The sequence below is a fragment of the Polaribacter sp. P097 genome (assembly GCF_036864555.1).
GTDB lineage: Bacteria > Bacteroidota > Bacteroidia > Flavobacteriales > Flavobacteriaceae > Polaribacter.
Window position 1 is genome coordinate 712,868 of sequence record NZ_JAZETJ010000002.1, and the last position, 22,812, is coordinate 735,679.

20 protein-coding genes are annotated in these 22,812 nt (G+C 29.8%); 15 read left to right on the forward strand and 5 right to left on the reverse strand.

Translation table 11 applies throughout. The features are described from left to right. Positions 1 to 33: 33 nt before the first annotated feature. Positions 34 to 384, reverse strand: coding sequence for a 4Fe-4S dicluster domain-containing protein (locus tag V7R38_RS10500; protein WP_015480079.1), 351 nt, complete (start codon positions 382 to 384; stop codon positions 34 to 36). A 69-nt stretch (positions 385 to 453) separates the two neighbouring features. Between V7R38_RS10500 and V7R38_RS10505 the strand changes: the two genes are divergently transcribed. The 12 genes from V7R38_RS10505 (at position 454) to V7R38_RS10560 (ending at position 14,434) form a co-directional block, all read left to right on the forward strand. Then, positions 454 to 1,515, forward strand: a complete 1,062-nt coding sequence (locus V7R38_RS10505; RefSeq protein ID WP_334058234.1) for an acyl-CoA reductase — start codon at positions 454 to 456, stop codon at positions 1,513 to 1,515. Between the two features lie 3 nt (positions 1,516 to 1,518). After that, positions 1,519 to 2,583: a 3-phosphoserine/phosphohydroxythreonine transaminase gene (gene serC / locus V7R38_RS10510; protein ID WP_334058236.1), complete on the forward strand. Its 1,065-nt coding sequence runs from the start codon at positions 1,519 to 1,521 to the stop codon at positions 2,581 to 2,583. A 57-nt stretch (positions 2,584 to 2,640) separates the two neighbouring features. After that, positions 2,641 to 3,591, forward strand: a complete 951-nt coding sequence (locus V7R38_RS10515) for a D-2-hydroxyacid dehydrogenase (RefSeq protein WP_334058237.1) — start codon at positions 2,641 to 2,643, stop codon at positions 3,589 to 3,591. Positions 3,592 to 3,619: 28 nt separating this feature from the next. Next, the gene (locus V7R38_RS10520; protein WP_334058239.1) at positions 3,620 to 4,855 is read left to right on the forward strand and encodes a DUF1015 domain-containing protein; all 1,236 of its coding nucleotides are present in this window, start codon (positions 3,620 to 3,622) and stop codon (positions 4,853 to 4,855) included. 2 nt (positions 4,856 to 4,857) lie between these two features. After that, on the forward strand, positions 4,858 to 5,526 hold the full coding sequence (locus V7R38_RS10525) for a YggS family pyridoxal phosphate-dependent enzyme (protein WP_334058241.1): 669 nt from the start codon (positions 4,858 to 4,860) through the stop codon (positions 5,524 to 5,526). Between the two features lie 27 nt (positions 5,527 to 5,553). Continuing rightward, on the forward strand, positions 5,554 to 6,633 hold the full coding sequence (locus V7R38_RS10530) for an exonuclease domain-containing protein (RefSeq protein ID WP_015480073.1): 1,080 nt from the start codon (positions 5,554 to 5,556) through the stop codon (positions 6,631 to 6,633). A gap of 102 nt (positions 6,634 to 6,735) precedes the next feature. Further along, positions 6,736 to 8,205: a C1 family peptidase gene (locus V7R38_RS10535; protein WP_334058243.1), complete on the forward strand. Its 1,470-nt coding sequence runs from the start codon at positions 6,736 to 6,738 to the stop codon at positions 8,203 to 8,205. Between the two features lie 7 nt (positions 8,206 to 8,212). Beyond that, positions 8,213 to 11,602 carry a caspase family protein gene (locus V7R38_RS10540; protein ID WP_334058244.1) on the forward strand — a complete coding sequence of 1,130 codons (3,390 nt, stop codon included), beginning with the start codon at positions 8,213 to 8,215 and terminating at the stop codon, positions 11,600 to 11,602. 45 nt (positions 11,603 to 11,647) lie between these two features. Continuing rightward, positions 11,648 to 12,178 carry an RNA polymerase sigma factor gene (locus V7R38_RS10545; RefSeq protein WP_334058246.1) on the forward strand — a complete coding sequence of 177 codons (531 nt, stop codon included), beginning with the start codon at positions 11,648 to 11,650 and terminating at the stop codon, positions 12,176 to 12,178. Positions 12,179 to 12,181: 3 nt separating this feature from the next. Further along, the gene (locus V7R38_RS10550; protein ID WP_334058248.1) at positions 12,182 to 12,964 is read left to right on the forward strand and encodes an anti-sigma factor; all 783 of its coding nucleotides are present in this window, start codon (positions 12,182 to 12,184) and stop codon (positions 12,962 to 12,964) included. A 74-nt stretch (positions 12,965 to 13,038) separates the two neighbouring features. Next, the gene (locus V7R38_RS10555) at positions 13,039 to 13,710 is read left to right on the forward strand and encodes an Lcl C-terminal domain-containing protein (protein WP_334058250.1); all 672 of its coding nucleotides are present in this window, start codon (positions 13,039 to 13,041) and stop codon (positions 13,708 to 13,710) included. A gap of 13 nt (positions 13,711 to 13,723) precedes the next feature. Next, positions 13,724 to 14,434 carry an acetolactate decarboxylase gene (locus V7R38_RS10560; RefSeq protein WP_334058251.1) on the forward strand — a complete coding sequence of 237 codons (711 nt, stop codon included), beginning with the start codon at positions 13,724 to 13,726 and terminating at the stop codon, positions 14,432 to 14,434. Between the two features lie 175 nt (positions 14,435 to 14,609). On the opposite strand, the gene V7R38_RS10565 is transcribed toward V7R38_RS10560, so the two are convergent. The 4 genes from V7R38_RS10565 to V7R38_RS10580 all read right to left on the reverse strand — a co-directional run bounded on the left by V7R38_RS10565 (position 14,610) and on the right by V7R38_RS10580 (position 19,585). Beyond that, positions 14,610 to 16,838 (reverse strand): TonB-dependent receptor, encoded by a 2,229-nt coding sequence (locus tag V7R38_RS10565; protein ID WP_334058252.1) that lies wholly within the window; start codon positions 16,836 to 16,838, stop codon positions 14,610 to 14,612. 20 nt (positions 16,839 to 16,858) lie between these two features. Beyond that, positions 16,859 to 18,154, reverse strand: coding sequence for a tetratricopeptide repeat protein (locus tag V7R38_RS10570; protein ID WP_334058254.1), 1,296 nt, complete (start codon positions 18,152 to 18,154; stop codon positions 16,859 to 16,861). Between the two features lie 202 nt (positions 18,155 to 18,356). Then, complete coding sequence (locus V7R38_RS10575; protein WP_015480063.1) at positions 18,357 to 18,908, reverse strand: DUF4331 family protein; 552 nt, start codon at positions 18,906 to 18,908, stop codon at positions 18,357 to 18,359. 26 nt (positions 18,909 to 18,934) lie between these two features. Beyond that, positions 18,935 to 19,585 (reverse strand): DUF4331 family protein, encoded by a 651-nt coding sequence (locus V7R38_RS10580; RefSeq protein ID WP_334058258.1) that lies wholly within the window; start codon positions 19,583 to 19,585, stop codon positions 18,935 to 18,937. Positions 19,586 to 19,774: 189 nt separating this feature from the next. Between V7R38_RS10580 and V7R38_RS10585 the strand changes: the two genes are divergently transcribed. From V7R38_RS10585 to V7R38_RS10595, 3 genes are read left to right on the forward strand one after another with little or no spacing between them, the layout of a single operon-like run. Beyond that, on the forward strand, positions 19,775 to 20,602 hold the full coding sequence (locus V7R38_RS10585) for an ion transporter (protein ID WP_334058260.1): 828 nt from the start codon (positions 19,775 to 19,777) through the stop codon (positions 20,600 to 20,602). Next, a complete protein-coding gene (gene miaA / locus V7R38_RS10590) occupies positions 20,599 to 21,525 on the forward strand; it encodes a tRNA (adenosine(37)-N6)-dimethylallyltransferase MiaA (protein WP_334058262.1) in 927 nt (308 codons plus the stop codon). Before V7R38_RS10585 ends, miaA begins: the two co-directional genes overlap by 4 nt. Continuing rightward, positions 21,515 to 22,771 carry a DUF2254 domain-containing protein gene (locus tag V7R38_RS10595; protein WP_334058264.1) on the forward strand — a complete coding sequence of 419 codons (1,257 nt, stop codon included), beginning with the start codon at positions 21,515 to 21,517 and terminating at the stop codon, positions 22,769 to 22,771. The genes miaA and V7R38_RS10595 overlap by 11 nt, the downstream gene beginning before the upstream one ends. Positions 22,772 to 22,812 lie beyond the last annotated feature (41 nt).

Sequence of the window (22,812 nt, forward strand, 5' to 3'; positions counted from 1 at the left end):
AGAGGCTTTTCTTATTATCTTATTCTAAAGTTTTTATGAATTATGCATAAATGCCTGTTTTTCAAGCAAAACTTCTTCTGTTTCAACATTATCTTCATCAGGCACACAACAATCTACAGGACAAACTGCAGCACACTGTGGTTCTTCATGAAATCCTTTACACTCAGTACATTTATCTGCAACTATATAATAAATTTCATCAGAAACAGGTTCTTGGTCTTCATCTGCGTTTGCCGATTTTCCATTTGGTAATACAATATTTCCACTTAAGTCTGTACCATCTGCATATTTCCAATCATCTGCACCTTCATAAATTGCAGTATTAGGACATTCAGGCTCACAAGCCCCACAATTTATACACTCATCTGTTATTATAATTGCCATAATTTTCTTTTCTGTTTTTGTACCTTTGCAGTTGCAAAAATAAAGCCAAAATAATAGACAACCAAATAAATGACTAGTATTCAAAACAGAATTACTGCATTCGCAAAATTAGGTGACTTTTTAAGTCAGTTTTCTCCAAATAAAATTGAGAAAAAACAAAATATTGAGCATAATGATTTATTTTTTGATGGCTTCCAGCATCAAATTAAATTAGCTCAAGAAAACAATTCTTGGTTTACAAAAGACAATATTTTATTTGCGCTACAAAGTTGGGCAGAAGCACTAACTACAGAAAACTTAAAGGATTTTACTAAAGATGTAAATCCCGGGCAAAAATCAGAAAAACAAGTTGCTATAATAATGGCTGGTAATATACCCTTAGTTGGTTTTCACGACTTTTTATCGGTATTAATTTCTGGGTATAAAGTTGTTATAAAGCAATCTTCTAACGATAAGCATTTAATACCTTTTTTAGCTAAATACTTAGAGTATGTTCATGAAGATTTTAAGAATAAAATCACTTTTACAGAAGAAAAATTAACCAACTTTGATGCAGTTATTGCAACAGGCAGTAACAATACAGCTAGATATTTTGAGTATTACTTTAAAAATAAACCAAGTATTATAAGAAAAAGTAGAAACTCTGTTGCAGTAATAACAGGCAATGAAACTGATGATGATTATGTTGGTTTAGCGAATGATGTTTTTCAGTATTTTGGACTAGGCTGTAGATCTGTATCTAAACTGTATGTTCCAAAAGATTATAATTTTGATGCCTTTTTTAATGGTATGTACTCTAGAAAAGACATTATAAATAATGCTAAATACGCCAATAATTACGATTACAATAAGGCTGTTTATTTAATGAGCGAATTTGAATTATTAGAAAATGGTTTTTTAATGATAAAGGAAGATGAAAGCTACTCCTCTCCTATTGCAACCATTTTTTACGAATATTATGATAATGAGATTGATTTAAAAATCAAGTTACATGAAGACAAAGAAAAAATTCAATGTATTGTTGCTAAAGATTTTATAGAAAATGAAGTTGCTTTTGGGCAAACACAACACCCAAAATTAACAGATTATGCAGATGGTATGAACACATTAGAATTCCTATCTAAATTATAGAGTATGAAAAAACACAATTTTAGTGCTGGTCCTTGTATTTTGCCTGAAGAAGTTTTACAAAAAGCATCTGAAGCTATTCTAAATTTTAATGATGATAATTTATCATTAATAGAAATATCTCACAGAAGTAAACCATTTGTAAACGTAATTGAAAAGGCAAAAAGTTTAGCTTTAGAACTATTAGGATTAGAAAACAAAGGTTACAAAGCATTGTTTTTACATGGAGGTGCAAGTATGGAATTCTTAATGGTAGCTTACAACTTACTCAACAAAAAAGCGGCTTATTTAAACACAGGTACATGGTCTACTAAAGCTATAAAAGAAGCTAAGGAATTTGGTGAAATTATAGAAGTAGCATCATCTAAAGATAAAGGTTTTAGCTACATACCTAAAGAATATTCAATACCCAAAGATGCAGATTATTTTCATTGTACAAGTAACAATACAGTAGCTGGTACTCAAATGAAAAGTTTCCCAGAAACCGATGTTCCTATGGTTTGTGACATGAGTTCAGATATCTTTTCGCGTCAACTAGATTTTGAAAAGTTTGATTTAATTTATGCTGGTGCTCAAAAAAATATGGGCCCTGCAGGAACTACTTTAGTTATAATTAAAGAGGAAATACTTGGTAAGGTAAATAGGCACATCCCTTCTATGCTAAATTATCAAGTACACTTAGAAAAAGAAAGCATGTTTAATACGCCAGCCGTTTTTCCTGTGTATGTTTCTATGCTTACTTTACAGTGGTTAAAAGATTTAGGTGGAATTCCGTTTATAGAAAAGGTAAATGAGAAAAAAGCAGAACTTTTGTATGCAGAGATAGACAGAAATCCTTTATTTAAAGGTATTGTAGCTAAAGAAGACAGAAGTATTATGAATGCAACATTTGTATTAACTGATGAATCTTTATCAGAAAAATTCGATAAAATGTGGCAAGATGCAAATATTAATGGTTTACATGGCCATAGATCTGTAGGTGGCTACAGAGCAAGCATGTACAATGCATTACCTTTATATAGTGTGCAAGCTTTGGTAGATGTAATGCAAGAACTAGAACGTAATAATTAACTATACTTAGAAAATCTTTAACGATAGATTTTCGGAAATTGAATTTGTAGAGAGATAATGATCATATTAGCAAACGACGGAATTACATTAAAAGGAATTGAAGCCTTAGAAAAAGCAGGTTTTGAAGTAAATATTACTAAAGTTGCTCAAAATCAGCTAGAAAATTTTATAAACGATAATAATATAGATGCAGTTTTAGTAAATAAAAACACACAGATTAGACAAGAATTAATAGAAGCTTGTCCTTCTTTAAAATTGATTGGAAATTCAAGTGTTAATATGGATAATATTGATGTTGATTTTGCAATTGATAATGGTTTGCACGTTATTAATCCTAAGAACGCTTCTGCAGGTTCAGTGGCAGAATTGGTATTTGCACATTTGTTTGGTATGGCTCGTTTTTTACATTCGTCTAATAGAGAAATGCCTTTAGAAGGTGATATGCGATTTAACGACCTAAATAAAGCCTATGCTTCAGGTACAGAATTAAGAGGAAAAACCATTGGTATTTTAGGCTTTGATAAAGTTGGCCAAGAAGTAGCAAAAATTGCTATTGGTTTAGGTATGCATGTAATGGCTTATGATGATTTTGTTGAAGAAGCAACCATCACTTTAGATTTTTATAATAATCAAAAAGTAGATTTTACTATTCATACAGCTGCTATAGATGATGTTCTAAAAGAATCAGACTTTATTTCTTTGCATTTAACAAACCACGAAGATTATATTATTACATCAACAGAATTTGAAAAAATGAAAGATGGTGTTGGCTTTATTAACACTGCCAAAGGCGGAATTTTAAATGAGGTTGATTTAGTAAGTGCCATAGAAAGTGGAAAAGTACAATATGCTGGTTTAGATGTTTTTGAAACTGAGCCTACACCTGCTGTTCAACTTTTAATGAATCCAGAAATTTCACTTTCTCCCAATATTGGTTCATCAACAAAAGAGGCACAAGAAAGAGCTGGTTTAGAATTGGCGAATCAAATTATAAAATTATTAAACTAAACATCTTCTTATAAACTAAAAGATATTAATGGCAATTGTAAAACCGTTTAAAGCTGTAAGGCCTAGTAGAGATAAAGCTGCTTTGGTTTCTTCAAAATCTTATGAAGCTTATACTCCTGCAGAATTAGGTGCTAAACTAAACTTTAATCCTTTTAGCTTTTTGCATATTTTAAATCCAGATTACAAATACCATCAAGAAGTTTCTAGTGAACAAAGATTTCAATTAGTACAAAAAAAATATAACGAATTTAAAAGTAGTAATTACTTCTCGAAAGATGATAATCCTGCTTTTTATATTTATCAAAATAATACTCCAACCAATTCTTATTGTGGTATTGTTTCTGCAACTTCAGCAGAAGATTACCATAATAATGTAATTAAAAAACACGAAGATACTCTTCAAAAAAGGGAAGTTCTTTTTGAGAAATATTTAAAAAAAACTGGGTTTAATGCAGAACCTGTTTTACTTACCTATCCTGAAAATAAGGTAATAGAAGATATCATAAAAAAGCATAAAAAAGAAAGACCTGAATACGAGTTTGCAACTACAGATAAGAATACGCACTTTCTTTGGGTAGTAAATGATAAAGAAGAAATTCGTCAAATTACAGAAGCATTTAAAAGCATCTCTACTTTATACATTGCAGATGGTCATCATAGAACCACGTCTTCTTGTTTATTAGCGAAAAAGTTAGCAGCAGAAAACAAAAACCATACAGGCAATGAAGCTTATAATTATTTTATGAGTTATTTATTACCCGATAATCAGCTAGCTATTTATGAGTTCAATAGATTCATTAGAGATTTAAATGGATTGTCATCCAAAGAATTTTTAGATGAATTAGCTAAAGTTTTCAAGATTCAAAAAAAGCATCAAGAAATTTTTAAACCATCAGAAAAAAATCAATTTAGCATGTATTTAGATGGTGAATTTTATGCGCTAAATTTAAAAAAATCAGCTTATAAAATTACAGATGCTTTGAGTAGTTTAGATGCACAAATTTTATTTACTACTGTTTTAAATCCAATTTTAGGCATAAAAGATATTAGAAACGATTCTAAAATTGTGTATTCACAAAACAAAACTGGCAGTTTAGAATTGAAAACAAAAGTAGACACAGGAGAATTTAAAGTATCTTTTGGCATGTTACCTGCAACAATTCATGAGCTTAAAAACATAGTAGATGCTGGTTTATTAATGCCACCCAAAACTACCTTTATTGAACCGAAACTTAGAAGTGCTTTAACCATTTACGAATTATAAAAATGATTGAAAAAAACCTACAAAAAATAAAAGCGACTTTACCAGAAGATGTAACCTTAGTTGCTGTCTCAAAAACAAAACCTGTAGCAGACTTGCAAGAAGCATATGATGCAGGACAGCGAGTATTTGGAGAGAATAAAATTCAGGAAATGGTAGACAAATATAATGTTTTACCAAAAGATATTCAATGGCACATGATTGGGCATTTACAGAGCAATAAGGTAAAGTACATGGCTCATTTTGTAGATTTGATTCATGGTGTAGATAAATTAAAAACACTTAAAGTTATAGATAAAGAAGCAAAAAAACACAATCGAACAATCAATTGCTTATTACAAGCAAAAATAGCAGAAGAAGATTCTAAATTTGGTTTATCTTTTTCAGAAATTGAAACCATCTTAAATTCTGATGAGTTTGCTGCTTTAGAAAATATTAACGTAGCTGGTTTTATGGGCATGGCTACTTTTACTTCAGATGAAAATCAATTAAATAATGAGTTTTCATCACTTAAAACCTTTTTTGATAAACAGAAAGAACAACTAAATTTACCTAACTGTAATTTACAAATTCTTTCTATGGGAATGAGTGGAGATTATGCTCTAGCCATTAAAAATGGTAGCACTATGATTAGAGTTGGAAGTGCAATATTTGGCAGTAGGAATTATAATTAGTAATTTCGACAAAAGAAAAAGAGAATTTTGTACGCAATTTTAGATATTGAAACTACTGGAGGTAAATTTAATGAAGAAGGCATTACAGAAATTGCGATTTACAAATATGATGGTCAAGAAATAGTTGATCAATTTATTTCTCTAATAAATCCAGAAAAACCAATTCAAGAATTTGTTGTTAGACTTACAGGTATTAATAACAAAATGCTTAAAAATGCACCCAAGTTCTACGAGGTTGCAAAGAGAATTGTAGAAATTACCAAGAACTGTATTATTGTTGCACACAACTCAGCATTCGATTATAGAATTCTAAGAACAGAATTTGATAGACTTGGTTTTGATTTTGAAAGAAATACTTTGTGTACTGTAGAATTGAGTCAGGCTCTAATTTTAGATCAACCCTCTTATAGTTTAGGAAAACTTACCAAATCTTTAGGAATTCCAATTTCTGATAGACACAGAGCCACAGGAGATGCTTTAGCTACTGTAAAATTATTTAAACTTTTACTTGAGAAAGACCATAAAAAAACAATTATTCAGAATGCCATAAAGTATTTTGATAAACGACTAGAAAAGCAAAAATTAAAGAACTTAATAGAAGAAATTCCTGCTGTATTAGGCGTATATTATATTCATGATGCTAATGGTAAAGTAATTTATATTGGTAAAGGAAAAAATATAAAAGCAGAAATAAATAACCTTTTTATAAAAACGTCAAGACGTTCTGTTAGAGTACAAGAAAGAGCTACATCTGTTTCTTTTGACAAAACAGGAAACGAACTTTTTACGCGCTTAAAATACTACTTAGAATTAGAAGCGTTAACTCCAAAATTTAACTTTAAGAAGAAGTTTAAACATGTTTTTGACGACTTTAACAATGATGATTTTTTACTTATTGATAAAGGCAGAGAAGTTGAAGAACATGCTGTAATTCTTATAGAAAACAATCAAGTTGATAGTTATGGTTACACAAACTTGGCTTATCAAGAAAATAATTTAGACATACTAAAATCTGTCTTAACACCTATAGAGGAAAAACAAATTGCAAAAACCATAATAAAAAATTACCTAAACAGAAATAAAGTAAAAAAGATAATACGATTATAAAATATTAGCTTAGAAACACTTTATAAAAAAATACGTCAATTGACGTATTTTTTTATTTGCATTAATTAGATAACTTTGTTAAGCAACCATAAAACTTTACAAATGAAACAATTACTTCTTATTTCGTTTCTATTTTTCACCTCAATTAACGCTTTTTCTCAATTTGCTACTGGCCTAGAACCAGCATCAGATGAAGATTATTCCAGCATTGCAACAACAGTTCCACTAATTACTAGAAGTTTTAAAGCCATGCCCACTTCTTATAGTTTAAAAGCCTACTGCCCTACTCCAAAAAGTCAAGGTTCACAGTCATCCTGTGTTGGTTGGGCAAGTGCACATGGAGCCAGAACCATCTCTTATGCTGTAAAAAATGGTTGGGAGAATAATAAAACTAAAATAGATGCAAACACGTTTTCTCCAGCATTTATTTACAATTCCATAAAAAACCCAAGAAAAAGAGACAATAGTTTAGATGTAAATTGTGAAACAGGCTCAAGCCTTACTAGTGCTGCCTTGGTTCTTAAGAAATTTGGAGTGGTTAAAAATTCAGACTTTCCATATAATGTAAATAACTGCTCTACTAAACCTACAAATTATCTGGTGAGTAAAGCAAGTGCTCATAAAATTAGTCATTTCGAAAAATTAAATGATAGAGGTTACAACGCAAATCTTGTAAATAATGTTAAAAAAGCAATTTCTAAAAACCATCCTGTTTTATTTGGTTTGTTTGGTTATGGAAAAATAATATTTGAACCAGACACTTATGTTTACAAGAAAAATCCTGGAAATAAAGGACATGCCCTGGTTGTAGTTGGTTATGATGATAATAAATATGGAGGTGCTTTCGAAATTATGAATTCTTGGGGTTCTTGGTGGGGCAACAAGGGTTTCTTTTGGATTAAATATGAAGATTATAAAGCTCAAGCAAGAGAGAATTATGTTATAATAGATCAATTTAATACTCCAAACCCAACAATAGATAAGAATAAAAATATTGTTGCATCAAATAAATTAGGAGGTGAATTACAGCTTAGATTAAGCTCTGGTAAGAATATGCCAGTAAATTTAACTGAAGGTGCATCTAGAAATTTCAACATTGTTAAAGCCTCTAAAACTACCTATAGAGTAAAGGAATCATATACTTCTGGCACACAGTTTCGTATTTATCTAAACAGTAAACAAAGAGGTTATGTCTATTTATTAGGTTATGGTTCTGCAGATAAATCCGTAAATAAATTATATCCATTTGGAAGTTATAGCGATTTCTTTAATTATTCTAATAGTGAAATTGCGTTACCTAATGAAGATTACTTTATAGAGTTTGATAATAAACCTGGTAGAGATATTTTATGTGTTTTATACAGTAAAGAAAAATTAAACATAAATAGTATTGTAACTAAAGTAAAATACGGTTCTGAAGATTTTGTGTCAAGAGTTAAAAAAGTGTTATCAGGCAAGATGTACAAAGGGTCAGATATTAAGTTTAATCATGACAAAATTGCTTTTAATGCCAGCTCAAAAAATGCAACTTCAAAAATTATTCCTATTTTTATTGAAGTCAATCACCAATAAAATCGCCATGAAAACTTTAAAATCCATATTTCTATTCTTCTATTTTATAAGTCTTTCCATCTTTTCTCAAACCAATTATGTTTATGAAGAAAATTTTGATGGTGGTACTTCTTGGCCAGAAGAAAACACCTCTAATACAGAACTAAGTATTTACAATGGTAAATATTATTTTGAACATAAAAGAACAGAAAAAAGCTGGCAAATAACAACTGCTGCTTTTGATTTAGATAGTTCTAAAGATTTTGACATAGAAACTAAAATTCAAAAAATTTCGGGTTCAGAAAACTCAGGTATCGCCTTTAAATACGATTATAAAGACGCAAACAATTACAAAGAGTTTGGTATTGCTACTAATGGTTATTTCAGAATAGCACAATCAATAAATGGCTCTTACTCTACTTTAAAAGGTTGGACCAAATCTAGCATTGTTAACGCTGGCAATTACAGTACAAATATTCTTAGAATAACTAAAAAGGGAAATACTGTAACCTTTTATATAAATAATAAATACGCTTTCTCAACAACTCATAAGGCATTTGTAGGTAAAAAAATGGCAATTGCTTTATATAAAAATCAAAAAATTTCTATAGACTACATTAGGGCTAAAAGCGCAGCTGCTAAAAAAAACACAGTTACTAAAAAAGGGAAGACTATTTTATTTGAAGGCTATAACAATAATAATAACAATTGGGCTATTGTAGATGATGCTGATAGAACTTTTGAAATTAAAGAAGGTGATTATCATTTAAGCCATAAAAGAGATTTTGGTGGTTGGTCTTCAAGTATAGAAAAAGAAATTGATACCAAAAGAGATTTTAAAATTTCAGCTCAAATCAAAAAAATAAGTGGAGTTACCAACAATGGTTTCGGAATTCTATTTGGTAGATTAAATAACGATAATCAAAATCAGTTTTTTATATCTGCAGACGGTTCTTACAATATTAAAAAAGTTAAAAATGGCGAGACAACCTATGTAAAAAACTGGACAGAAAGTAGTTACATTAAAAACGGAATGGGGCAATACAACTATTTAGAGGTAAGACAAGAAAGTAATAACTTAAAATACTACATCAATTCTAATTTAGTTTATACAGAGTATAGCCCTGAATATTTTGGTAAAAGAGTTGGCTTTATTGTTTATGACAGACAAAAAATAAAAGTTGGTTATTTAAGCATCGCGTATTTAAAAGATGATGGTAATAGCAATTATAAAAAAGAAGGCAATTTTACAGGAGTACTTGCAGAAAACTTTAATGACAATTCAAATGAATGGTCTACAACTAACTCAGAGAATGTAGAATTAACAGTTTCAAATGGCAAATATTATTTAAATCATAAGCGAGATGAAAAAGGATGGTTAACCAATTTAAATAAGTCTTTTGATACTGAAAAAGATTTTGAAATTGAAACTAAATTAGAACATTTATCAGGTGATAATAATTCGCCTTTTGGAATAACTTGGGGTAAAAAAGGCACCAACTACTTTAATTTTCTAATTACAAATACTGGTTATTATAAGATAACTAGAACTGTTAATAATAAAAATGAAGATATTATTAAATGGGTAAAATCTTCTAGTGTTAAAAAGGGTATAAACGTTTTAAAACTTAAAAAAGAAGGCGATTATTATAAGTTTTACATCAATAATAATTTCTTGACTAAAATAGATTTTGAGCCTTTTTATGGCACTTACTTGGGGTTTGCTATTTACTATAAGCAAAAGGTATCTGTAGATTATTTAACTATAAGTACCAAGTCTAATAACTCAAAAAACACCACTAAGAAAGCAAAAATGCTTGAGGTACCTCTTGTAGATAATTTTAATAACAACAATAATAATTGGAATTTAGATGATGCCACAGATTATGCTGTAGCACTAAAAAATGGTCAATTACTTTTATCTAGAAAAACAAAAGGCGGAATTTTTATAAGCAGAGACTTAAATTTAAACACCAGTAAAGATTTTATTATAGAAACAGCCATCAACGAAAAAAATACTTCTGATGGTTGGTATGGCCTTACATTTGGTAGAAAAAATTCAGCAAATGAATTTTCGTTTCTACTATCAGGAAATGGAAGTTACAAATACAGAAAATTTGATAATGATGAGTACAAAGAAATTATTCCGTTAACAAATTCATCTGCAATTGTACAAGGAGAAAATAAAGCTAACAAAATTAAAATAGTTAAATCAGGAGCTTTGTTACGTTTCTATATTAACGATCAATATGTAAATGAAGCACCTTTTGAGCCCTTTTTTGGTAACAAATTCGGTTACACTATCTATTATGATAGAAAAATTGCAGTAGATTATTTAAAGGCAGATTATCAATCTTTAAGCTACAATAACCCACCAGTAGTTACTATTTCTGAACCTAATGTAGATTTAAAAAGAGGTTTTAAAGTAGTACAAGCTAAAAGAATTTTAGTTAAAGGAAAAGCCACAGATGCAGATGGTATTTATGAAATAAGCGTAAATGGTATTGAGGCTAACGTACAAGAAAATGGTTCTTTCGTTGCAAATGTTCCTTTAAAATATGGTAAGAACGATTTAATTGTAAAAGCAACAGACTTAAAGCAAGCATCATCAACAAAAACGTTTGTAATTAAAAGATCTTCACCAAACATAGATCAAGATGTAATTACAGATAATTCTACTAAAAAAGATTTAGATATTGGTTTTGGAAAATATTATGCATTAATAATTGGGGTTAGCGATTATACAGACACCACCATTCAAAGTTTAAAAGGTGAACCTACTAAAGACGCACAAGCACTAGCAGATGTGTTAACTAATAACTATAGTTTTGCTAAAGAAAATGTAACAGTACTTAAAAACCCTACTGAAAACCAAATCAATAGAGAATTCATTAAACTAAGTAGAAAAGTTGGTAACAATGATAATTTAGTTATTTTTTATGCAGGTCATGGAAATTATGATAAAACTACAGAAAAGGGCTATTGGATGCCTTCTAATGCTAATATGGAGTTCGAAGAGAACATCATCTTAAACACAAGTATTGTAACTTATATTAAAGCTATACCTTCTAAACATACGCTACTTATTTCTGATGCCTGTTTTAGTGGTAGCATTTTAACTACAAATAGGTCTTACAAAACTGCCTCTAAAGCTGTTCAGAAAAAATATGAGTTACCAAGTAGAAAAGCAATTACAAGCGGAACTTTAACAACAGTGCCTAATGAAAGTGTGTTTATGAAATATCTTTTAAAGAGATTAAATCAGAATACACAAAAGTACTTGTCTGCAGGTCAATTATTTAACATGATAGAAGATCCTGTAATTAATAATACTACTGGAGATAACCAACCACAATACGCGCCTATTAGCAGAACTGGAGATGAAGGAGGAGATTTTATTTTTATAAAAAAAATATAATTTAATTAGATATTTTTATTCTATTTTAGCTCTCGGTAATAATTTATGGAACAAGACCAACTTATATTACAATTTCAGAAAAAGGACGTAAAGGCCTATGAAAAACTATACAGTTTATACTGTGATAGTATTTCTGGTGTTGTAAATAATATTGTTAAGAATGATGATGTTGCTCAAGAAATTACCCAAGATGTTTTTATAAAAGCCTGGAACAAAGCAGATACCTACTCTGCTAAAAAAGGCCGTTTTTTCACGTGGTTACTTAATATAGCTAGAAATGCAGCTATAGATTATACACGTTCTAAAAAATTTAAACAGTCTAAACAAAACCTTAATGCCGATTTTTTCGTAGATATATTAGAGAGCAGTTCAAGTTTAGATAGTTCTACAAATACAATAGGTTTAAAAGCATTTGTAAGCAAATTAGGAGAAACCTGTAAATCAGTAATAGAACTCTTATACTTTAAAGGCTTTACACAAAAAGAAGCATCAGAAGAATTAAGCATGCCTCTTGGTACAATTAAAACAAGAAATAGATCTTGCATTGGCGAATTGCGTTCAATGTTAGGCGTATAAAAAATGAATAATAAAGATTACATAGCATCTGGAATTTTAGAACTGTATGTTGCAGGCTCGCTTTCTGAAAAGGAAAATGAGGAAGTGCACAATGCAATTTTAGAAAATCCTGAGTTATTAGCAGAGGTAGAATCGATTGAAAAAGCGATTGTACAACTTACTGCTTTTGCTAAAAAAGATGCTAAATATTCATTTGAAGATATTAAGGATAAGTTAGCTAGTAACGAACCAAAAGTAATACCATTAACGAAACCAAAATCGAATTGGAAAACTTATATGGGTTGGGCTGCTGCTGTTATTTTAGGCTCTACTTTAATATTATCTGTATTACAGAATAATCAATTAAAAGAGCAATTAGCTTTAGAAAAACAAACGTTAGAAGCGCAAATAGATAGTGCATCAACAAGTTTAGCTGCTGCAGAAAAATTAATTGAAGTATTTAGAGATAAAGATATTGTTTCTGTTCCTTTAGATGGGCAAACTGTGTTTCCTGAAGCTTATGCAAAAGTATATTGGGACAAGAAAACAAACTCTATTTATTTAGATGCTAAGGGTTTACCTGAACCACCTAAAGGTAAGGTATACCAAGTTTGGTCTTTAAAATTGAGCCCTTTAACTCCTACAAGTTTGGGTACTTTAGACTCTTTTACTGCTGATGCTAACAAGATTTTTACAATTGACAACGCAAACGAATCTGAAGCATTTGGTATTACTTTAGAACCTGCAGGAGGTAGTGAATCTCCTAACTTAGAGCAACTATATACTTTAGGAGCAGTTGCACCTTAAACCATTAAATTTCTAAATTTCATCCAAACAAAAATTTGTTATATTTTTGCAAATCTTATAGTTACCTATAAAAAATGAAAAAATATACATATTTATTAATTGGTATTCTTGCCATTTCTTTTCTGTTTTTTTCTTGTTCTGGCTCTAGTTCTGAAGACGAAACTACAGAAGAAATTGATACTTGTTCCCTATTAGTCTGCGAAGAAAATGCTTCTGTTGTAGATTGTGATTGTCTTTGTGATGATGGTTATTTTGGAGAAGATTGCAAAGATTTAGATGTGGCGTTTACTCAAAAATATTTAGATGATGGTGTTTCTCCTTTTGATTTGTTAGATGCAAACATTCCTATAGATAGTGTTTACGGAAAACTATATCAAGATGGAATTATCTTTAAATTAAATACGGTAACTAAAACCATTAAAGTTACAGCAAAAACAGATTCTCCTGAAACATTAAATTGGCCAGAAGCAATAGACTACTGCTCCACTTACGAAGTAAATGATTTTACAGATTGGTATTTACCAGATTTGCAAGAATTAGGTGAAATTAGAACTAAATTGTATGCGGAATTAAAGGTAGGTGATTTTAGTGATGATTTTTATTGGAGCTCAGAAACCCAAAATTCAGACCCTAATAACGCAATGGCTGTTTTCTTTTTAAATGGTAATGTTGGTCCTATAGAAAAAGCTCGTGTAAATCCTGTTAGTTACAATCATGTAAGACCAGTTAGAAGTATTGAAGATTAAACTTGCCTTAAAAATGAATCGTATTAAAACTTTTCCAGTATTAATTTTACTTATAATTATATCTAGCTGTAAACCTTCAGTAAAAACGGAAAATGAATTTTACATTGTTGGGCAAATGAAAGATGTAATGTGGAAAGGTAAGTTAGGCCCATCTATTCAACTAGATACAATTAAAAATACGCAAGGTCTATATGGTTTAGGTCCTGTAAGCTATTTATCTGGAGAGCTTTTAATAAATGATGGACAAACTTATGTTTCTAGAGTAACATCAGACACTACAATGAGTGTTGAAAAAAACAACACCATTTCTGCTCCCTTTTTTGTTTATTCAAATGTAAAGGATTGGAAAATAGTTGATTTACCTATAGAAATACAATCAATTGTTCAACTACAAAATTTTATAACTGATAATTCCAAAGATCTTAATAAACCATTTGCTTTTAAGTTAAAAGGTAAAGTTAGCAAAGCAACTATTCATATTCAAAATTTACCAAAAGGTAGCAAGGTTAGCTCTCCCAAAGAGGCACATCAAGGGCAAGTTAATTATAAAATTTTTGATGAAGATTGCACAATTGTAGGTTTTTATTCGGAAAATCATCAAGGAATTTTTACTCATCATGATTCGTATCTTCACATGCATTTAATTACAGATGATGAGCAAAAACTGGGTCATTTAGATGATGTGAAGTTCGATAAAATTCAACTCTATTTGCCTAAAAACTAAAGTTTACTAAAATAGAAATGCCTATTACAAGACTGTAATAGACATTTCATCCAACTAAAACTAACCAAACAATAGTTTTACTTTTAAGTTGATATTGTTTTAGTGAAAAGAAGCACTTATTGTAACAATGCTATAAGCACTTCAATTCAACTAAAACTAACCAAACAATATATTTTTAAAATCGATACGTTATTGTTGCTTTCGCAAAAAATGGTGTACCAGGTGTAAAATGTATTTCTTCTACAGAATTTGCTTCGTTTTGCAATCTGCTTTCTGTGGCAAACTGAGTTTCATTCCATGCTACATCGAATAAATTCTCTACAGCTACTCCAAATGTGATGTTTTTAAGATTATAGTTAATATTTAAATCACTCACAAAATAACCCTCTGCAACAATACTATTATCTTCGTTTGCAGCTCTATCTGCTAAGTATCTATATCTTAATCCTCCAGAGAAATTTCCTAAATTGTTAAATGCTAAACCACCTGCCAACGTAAAATTAGGAGCTAAAGGAATATAGTCTTGGCCTGCATTGGCTTCTAAACTTCTTGCTTTTGTAATAGTAGCATCAGTATCAAAATAAATATTATCTGTGATTTGATATCTAACTCCTAAATCTAAACCATAACGTTCTGATTTTCCTGAAGGTTCCACAATACCAGCATCACCTACATAAACAAATTCTTCTTCTGAAAATAGATACCAAACTGCTGTGTTTAACACTATGTTTTTTGTTGGTTTCCAAATGTTTCCAAAATCTGCACCATAAGCTCTAGGTAAAACCTTGTCTGCATTATCTTGCAATACAACTCTTGCATCATTTGAATGAAACCCTATACCTGACTTTAAAAACCATTGTAAATTGTTATTCTGCGTGTATAAAAAATTTAATTTAGGATTAACAATTGCCTTAGTTTTACTAAGAGTTTCATAAGTTGTACTTAAATTGTCGTTGTACAAAAACTTAAAATAATCAAACCTTAAAGCTGGTGATATTTTAAATTTACCAATTTCAAATTCAGAATTTATAAAGGCATAAGCATTAGTTTGCTGCACATCTCCAAACTGAATTCTATTTAATATTTCTTGTCTATTCTTCGTACTAGATAATTCATTATCAGTAATATTATCAAAACGTAACCCTCCTCCTTTTGTAAATTTAGCTTCTATATCACCATAGTTTTTCTCAGTAATAATTTTAGCATTCATTCCAAATATATTTCTATCTTCAAATTGTTTTATTTGATCTCCATCTACAGGATTTTCCAAAAAGAAAGTAAAGTTAGAATACAACTCAAAATTGTAGTTTGAGTAAAATGCATTTGCTTCTAAAATTGAATTATTAGCTAATGTTTTTTGCAATTGAATATTGATGTTAGATCTAGATGTAAATCCTCCTTCTGTATCATCTATTGCTCCAAACCTTGTTATATTTCCGTTAGCAACTTCTCTTTCTGGTATTTGACCAGAAGCATCCCATTGACTTGTAAAATGAGAAGCAGTTAACGTTACTCTATCTCCATCACTTAAAAAAGTATTATACTTTGCAAACAGGTTTAGCCTGTTAAAGTTTTGCGGAGACTCAAATGGTCCATCTGTTTCTATATATTCCATAGCAACATAAGAATCATCTTTTTTAGAGTTTTCTAAAAGATTAAACATAGCTACTGTTCTAAAAGAGTTAAAATCTCCATAACCAACAGATATCATATTATCTTTTATTGCTGTTTTAGTGGCAAAATTTACATAACCTGCAGTATTAAAATCTCCTTGATTCGCATAATAGGGTCCTTTACCAAAGTCGATATTTTTAATAGTTTCTGGAATAACAAAATGTAAATCTGAATATCCTTGACCATGTGCATGAGACACCATATTAATTGGCATACCATCTACAGATAATGTTATGTCTGTACCATGATCAATATCAAAACCTCTTAAGAAAATTTGTTCAGCTTTTCCTCCTCCTGCATGTTGTCCAATAAACAAACCAGGAACTTTTCTTAGAATTTCTTGTGAATTATTAACAGGGTTTACTTGTAAATCTATTTTTGTTATTGTTTGTAAAGCGTTAATTTCTTTACGTAAAACCAATTCTTCTAATTGAAAAACTCTTGTTTCTAATTTTATTAAAATCCCATTATTTAGGTCTTCTTGTGTAACTATTATATTTTTCTTTTCAAACCCAAGAATGCTTATTTGAATTACATCATTTACTGTTGTTTTTTCTATGGTAAAATTACCATTTTCACTACTATGTGTATGCGTATTTGTAGCTTCATTTACTACATATACATTTTCTAAAGGCTCATTAAATTGATCTACAATTTTACCTTTTAAACTTTGCGCAACCGATTGTAAACTAAAGGCAAACACAACAAAAATTACTGTTAACTGTTTCATGCTATTTAACTTAAAATCGATTATATATTTTTTATTTCACTTTCAGAAGCAGGCCCTAATTCATAAATAGCACCTAATAATTCTTCTTTGATTTTTTTTGCCTCTGTTTTATTACCATTTGCCTTTAAAATATAAGCGGTATGTAATAATGCTTCTGGTTCAAAGGTTTTACCAATAACATATTCATTACTGATTTCTAAAGCCTTTTCAACATTTCCATTTTTGTAATAAGACCAAGCTAATAAATCGTAAGATTGTGCTGTAGGTCTCTCCATAACCTCTTGTTTAGCTACATTAATTGCTTCTAGTTTTTTATCGGCTTTGTCTGCAAATAACAAAACGTTATATTTTGCATACATGGCACCATATTTCTCGTTCGCAACCGAACTTAAATAGTGTTGCTCAAGTTTTTCTTTTTCGACAATATTTCCCATAAAACCTGCAATTTCTGATTTTAACAAGAAGTAATCTGGAGAGGTATTCTCTTTAGATATTGCATCTAAAATGTTTAAGGCTTCCTCTGGATTTCTTTCATAAGAATATACAATCCAAGCAATACCTTTTTTTGCATAGCTGTTATTTGGGTTTATAGCCAAGGCTTTTAAATAAGCATTGTAAGAATCTTCTATTCTACCTGCATGACCATAATAATCTGCTAAATTGGTATAATTCCATTGAATAAGATTTTGATTATTAGAATTCTCTGCAATTTCTAAAGCATTTTCTAAATATAAAATTGCGTTGTCTAAATTTCCTAAATGATCATTGTATTTAGATAGTCTGATTAAATAATCGAAATCATTAAAGTTTTTTAATTTTGATAAGTAGCTTTCTACCTTATCCATTTCTCCTAGTTCTAAATAAACATCAACCAACATAAATTGAGTTCTATTTAGATGTTCACCATTTTGTTCTGCTTTTATTAATAAATCTAAAGCTTGTTTAAAACGATGTTGAGAAATATAATTTCTTGCTAATGCTCTTAAATAACCAGCATTATTAAAATTTGTTTTAGCGTTAGCAATAGTTAAATGCTCTTCTGCTTTTTTTAGTTGATCTATGTCTCCTGTTAATTTAAAAATTTGAGAATTGGCAGATGCCATTTTAGAATAATATGGATATTGATTTGGAGTACTGTTAATTTTATCAGTCCAAAATTCTAAATCTTTTTGTACCAAGTTTAAAGATGTATTTTCTTCAATATTTAAATACGCTTGATAATCTTGTGAGTTTGTTATTTGTTTGGTTTTACTTGTATTGCAACTAATTGTTGTAGAAATAGTTACAAATAATAAAATAAGTTGGAAATATTTCATGATTTGTAGTTTGTTTTAGTTTGGATTTTTTTAAAAAAACAGGTGCAATAATAGGGATTTTACACCTGTATATTTTAAGGGTTTTTGGTTTAAAATAAATTTTAAACTAGGGGTTTTTAGGGTATTTTGTAAATTTCTTAAAATACTGACGTACATCCCCCAACATACGCCAGTAGTGTAATAGCTTTCGCTATTTATATTTTTACCAAGGTGAAGCTAGGTAAGGAAAAGACGTTGAAAAGTCTTTATCATTCGCATCAACATTGTCATCAGAAAGTGTTGGGTTTTCAGTAAAGTCTTCCCCACCAAAAATCAACAATAATTCTACTGTAATTACGTCATCTGCTAGAGCTCTACCTGTTAAAACATTTGTACCGTCAAAAAAGGTAGTTTTACCATCTAAAGAAACGTTTAATACATCTGTTGCTAATAAACCCGTAAATGCTGATGCAGTTAAACCTAATGCATTTGTGTCTCCAGGGTTAGAAAAAGCAGGACTTAAACCAGTTAAGTTCGCTTCAAACATAGATTGAAACATTGCTCCTTGCTGAGAAGGAATTGTAGTATTAAATGCATCTTTACTAGATGATGAAACAAATACAGTATTTACTGCTGGTCTACCCATTTGATCCTTTTGAACAAAAGTTCCTGCGAAATCGCTATCTATGGTTAAGTCATCTGAATCATTATCACAACTAATTACAATAAGTGATAGTGCTAAAATTGCTATATATTTTTGAATATTTATTTTCATGATATTATTTTTAAAGTTTGTGTTAATTATTGTCTTGCTTTTGCTTCTACCCAAGTATTAATTGTACCTGTTCTTCCTATTTGACTTTTTGGCACTTCTACTACAATAGATAATACATTAGTACCTGCAAAAGTATCTGCTCCTGGATTATTAAAACCTGGTGCATTACCACCAATAATTTCTCCATATCTAGCAAAGTCCATAAAAAAAGGATCATCTCTTGGCCCTGCAAAAAACTTCATACCATTTTCATTACTAACTACAGCACTAGAACCATAAGCAGTAATATCTACTGACGATTTTGTAGCCATTTCATTAATAGTACTATTTAATCCTGTTGTTTGAGGAGGATAAGGCCCAAAGAAATACATCTTACCATCTTTTGGTATTGCTTGAATTACCAAATTCTCGACATTGTCATTATCAATATCAATATTGAATTCTACCATTACATTTTCATCAAAAGATGCTGAACCTGTTGCTGAAGGACTTAATAATCCTTGAACATTCGCAACAAATACTAAATTATCTGTGTCTTCTCCTTGAAAAGCATAGAAATCTGTAATGTCTGCACTTGTACCTGCAGCTGCTGGTGCATCAATATGATCTGCTGCAACTGTAATTAAACCTATAATCGCTACGAAAATGGCTCCTACTAAAATTTTTGTTTTTTTCATTGTGTGAGTTTTAGTTATTTATAATTGAATCTCACTAATACTTACGAGGAATTTTAAAGTACGGTTTTAAAAAAGTTCATTTTTTTTTATTTTTTTTTCAAAATCCTTATAAACAAAGAGAAAATTGAGGTAAAAAAATTATAAACTCATTAAATATTTGTAGTATTGTAGTAGAAATTTTAAACTCAATTGGAAATAAAACCTGAAAAAAGCAACTGGAAACATAAACTTCATGAAATAATTTATGAGGCTGATACACGTGAAGGTAAATTGTTTGATGTTATTTTACTAATAGCCATTTTAGCAAGTATTATTCTTGTAATGCTAGAAAGTGTAGATAGCTTCGACGCTAAATATCATGATACGCTTATAATAGGTGAATGGATAATTACCATTCTTTTTAGTTTAGAGTATATTTTTAGAATCATATCAATCAATAAACCCACCAAATATATTTTTAGCTTTTTTGGTATTATAGATTTTTTATCAACCATACCAATTTACTTATCGCTAATATATGCAGGTTCTCAAGGTTTAGTAGCTTTAAGAGCTCTTAGGTTATTAAGAGTTTTTAGAATCTTAAAATTGGCAAGATATATAGGTGCAAGTAATAAATTATTGTTAGCACTTAGAGCCAGCAAAGCAAAAATTGCGGTTTTCTTATTTTTTGTTTTAATTGTCTGTATCATTTTAGGAACAGTAATGTATATGATAGAAGGTGCAGAAAATGGTTTCAATAACATACCTAAAAGTATTTACTGGGCTATAGTAACTCTCACCACAGTTGGTTTTGGAGACATAGCACCCCAAACTCCTTTAGGCCAATTAATTTCTAGTGTTATAATGATTTTAGGGTACTCTATTATTGCAATACCTACAGGAATTGTAAGTTCTGAAATGACCAAAACACCAGAAGAACACAATACCAGCACGCAATCTTGCCCAAATTGTTTAAAAGAAAAGCATAGAGAAAAAGCGGTTTTCTGTTATAATTGTGGTAGCATTTTAAATCCATGATAACACAAGCAAACAATACTTTAATTACCATAGTTGGACCAACAGCTATTGGTAAAACTGCACTAAGCATAAAATTAGCCAACCATTTTAAGAGTGATATTTTATCTTGTGACTCAAGACAGTTTTTTAAAGAAATGGAAATTGGAACAGCTGTGCCCGATCAAGAAGAACTTGCTGAAGCCAAACATCATTTTATACAAGATAGAAGTATTTTTGAACCTTATAACGTTGGTGAATTTGAACGAGATGCTTTGCAAAAACTGAACAACTTATTTAAAGAGAATAATACCCAAATAATGGTTGGTGGAAGTGGTTTGTATGTTGATGCCGTTTTAAAAGGTTTGGATTATTTTCCTGAAGTAGCCCCTACAATTAGAGTAGACCTCACCAAAGAATTAGAAGAAAACGGAATTTCCTCATTGCAACAAAAGCTAAAGGAATTAGATATAGAGACCTATAATAACATAGAATTAGAAAATCCTCATAGAGTAATGAGGGCTTTAGAAATTTGTATTGGTACCAACAAAACCTATTCTTCGTTCAAAAACAAACCAAAAGCAAAACGTAATTTTAAAAGTATTAAAATTGGTTTAACTGCAGATAGAGCTTTGATTTACGATCGAATTAATCAACGAGTAGACATTATGATAAATAATGGTTTAATTGATGAAGCCAAAAAACTGTATGAGCATAAAGACCTAAATGCACTGCAAACTGTGGGTTATAGAGAATTATTTAATTATTTTGATGGCACATTTACAAAGGATTTTGCCATTTCTGAAATTAAAAAAAATACAAGAAGATTTGCCAAAAGACAATTGACTTGGTTCAAAAAAGATCCAAATACCATTTGGTTTGATTTTAATGAGAGTAGCAGTAAAATAATAGCAACTATTGAAGAAGAAATAAAAAATGAAAGATAAGTTTATACAGATTTTTAGAAGGATTTATCATCTAAAAGATAAAATAGCCTTCTTTCCTACCATTATTTCTATTGCTGGTGCTCTGTTTGCTTATCTCATGATGTACGCAGAAAATAGGGGTATTTCTAAATATTTAATAGAGTTTTTACCAGAATTGGTAATTAATGATACAGAAACTGCCAGAGTTATTTTAAGTTCATTTATTGGTGGCCTTATATCGATTATGGTTTTTAGTTTTTCTATGGTAATGATTTTATTAAATCAAGCATCTAGTAATTTTTCTCCTAGACTTTTACCTGGTTTAATATCAAATAGAAAACATCAAATTATATTAGGTATTTACATTGCTACAATTTTGTACTGCATTTTTATTCTTGTTTTTATAGAACCCACAGGAAGCAAATATCAAGTACCAGGTTTTTCAGTTTTATGGAGCATCGTTTTAATGGTCTTTTCTTTAGGCGCCTTTATTTACTTTATTCATTCCATTTCTCAAGAAATTCAAATTGAGTTTATCATGAATAGAATTGGTACTACTGCCAAGAAAAAATTACAGAAATTATTAAAGCTAGAAGAAAATAGAACGTTTGAATTTGCAGATTCAGAAAATTGGAATTCCTTCGAAACCAAAACCACAGCTTACTTTCAAGATGTGTCAATTCAACTATTAAAAAAAGTAGCGCTAGAAGAAGACTGTAAATTACATGTAATTTCAAAAAAAGGCGCCATTTGTTACAAAGGTGAAATTCTATTTAAAACTGAGAAAGAATTAAGTGAAGATACTATTGATAAAATTTACAAAGCTTTCGATTTTTCTAATGATGAATTTATAGAAGACAACTATTTAATAGCCTTTAAACACCTAAAAGAAATAGCTTTAAAAGCCATGTCTCCAGGAATCAATGACCCAGGAACTGCAATGAATGCAATAGACTACTTACATGAGCTTTTTAAATTAAGAATTCAAAAACAGGAAAACGATTTTATTTTTGAAGAAGACAATTGTGTAGTTTTATTAGATATCGTTTCTTTTAAAGAACTGCTTTATAGAGTTATGGCTTCTTTAAGAACGTATACCAAACATGATGTAATTATTGTAACTAAAATTTTAAGCTTTCTAAAAGATTTAAAAAATTATACGAATGATGATCAGAAAAAAGAGATTGTAGATACTGAAATAGAAAATCTTTTAAAAGACGCTAAATCATCAATTGAAAATGAATATGATTACAATAAATTACTTTAAATTTAAACAAATAAACTTTAACTTTTTTTAAGGGATTCACG

Excerpts from the sequence above, each read along its gene's own strand:
- miaA (WP_334058262.1), top strand. The coding sequence starts at position 20,599 with ATGATAACACAAGCAAACAATACTTTAATTACCATAGTTGGACCAACA.
- V7R38_RS10570 (WP_334058254.1), bottom strand. The coding sequence starts at position 18,154 with ATGAAATATTTCCAACTTATTTTATTATTTGTAACTATTTCTACAACA.
- V7R38_RS10565 (WP_334058252.1), bottom strand. The coding sequence starts at position 16,838 with ATGAAACAGTTAACAGTAATTTTTGTTGTGTTTGCCTTTAGTTTACAA.
- V7R38_RS10550 (WP_334058248.1), top strand. The coding sequence starts at position 12,182 with ATGAATAATAAAGATTACATAGCATCTGGAATTTTAGAACTGTATGTT.
- V7R38_RS10540 (WP_334058244.1), top strand. The coding sequence starts at position 8,213 with ATGAAAACTTTAAAATCCATATTTCTATTCTTCTATTTTATAAGTCTT.
- V7R38_RS10560 (WP_334058251.1), top strand. The coding sequence starts at position 13,724 with ATGAATCGTATTAAAACTTTTCCAGTATTAATTTTACTTATAATTATA.
- V7R38_RS10575 (WP_015480063.1), bottom strand. The coding sequence starts at position 18,908 with ATGAAAATAAATATTCAAAAATATATAGCAATTTTAGCACTATCACTT.
- V7R38_RS10515 (WP_334058237.1), top strand. The coding sequence starts at position 2,641 with ATGATCATATTAGCAAACGACGGAATTACATTAAAAGGAATTGAAGCC.
- serC (WP_334058236.1), top strand. The coding sequence starts at position 1,519 with ATGAAAAAACACAATTTTAGTGCTGGTCCTTGTATTTTGCCTGAAGAA.
- V7R38_RS10500 (WP_015480079.1), bottom strand. The coding sequence starts at position 384 with ATGGCAATTATAATAACAGATGAGTGTATAAATTGTGGGGCTTGTGAG.
- V7R38_RS10555 (WP_334058250.1), top strand. The coding sequence starts at position 13,039 with ATGAAAAAATATACATATTTATTAATTGGTATTCTTGCCATTTCTTTT.
- V7R38_RS10525 (WP_334058241.1), top strand. The coding sequence starts at position 4,858 with ATGATTGAAAAAAACCTACAAAAAATAAAAGCGACTTTACCAGAAGAT.
- V7R38_RS10535 (WP_334058243.1), top strand. The coding sequence starts at position 6,736 with ATGAAACAATTACTTCTTATTTCGTTTCTATTTTTCACCTCAATTAAC.
- V7R38_RS10595 (WP_334058264.1), top strand. The coding sequence starts at position 21,515 with ATGAAAGATAAGTTTATACAGATTTTTAGAAGGATTTATCATCTAAAA.
- V7R38_RS10505 (WP_334058234.1), top strand. The coding sequence starts at position 454 with ATGACTAGTATTCAAAACAGAATTACTGCATTCGCAAAATTAGGTGAC.
- V7R38_RS10520 (WP_334058239.1), top strand. The coding sequence starts at position 3,620 with ATGGCAATTGTAAAACCGTTTAAAGCTGTAAGGCCTAGTAGAGATAAA.
- V7R38_RS10545 (WP_334058246.1), top strand. The coding sequence starts at position 11,648 with ATGGAACAAGACCAACTTATATTACAATTTCAGAAAAAGGACGTAAAG.
- V7R38_RS10580 (WP_334058258.1), bottom strand. The coding sequence starts at position 19,585 with ATGAAAAAAACAAAAATTTTAGTAGGAGCCATTTTCGTAGCGATTATA.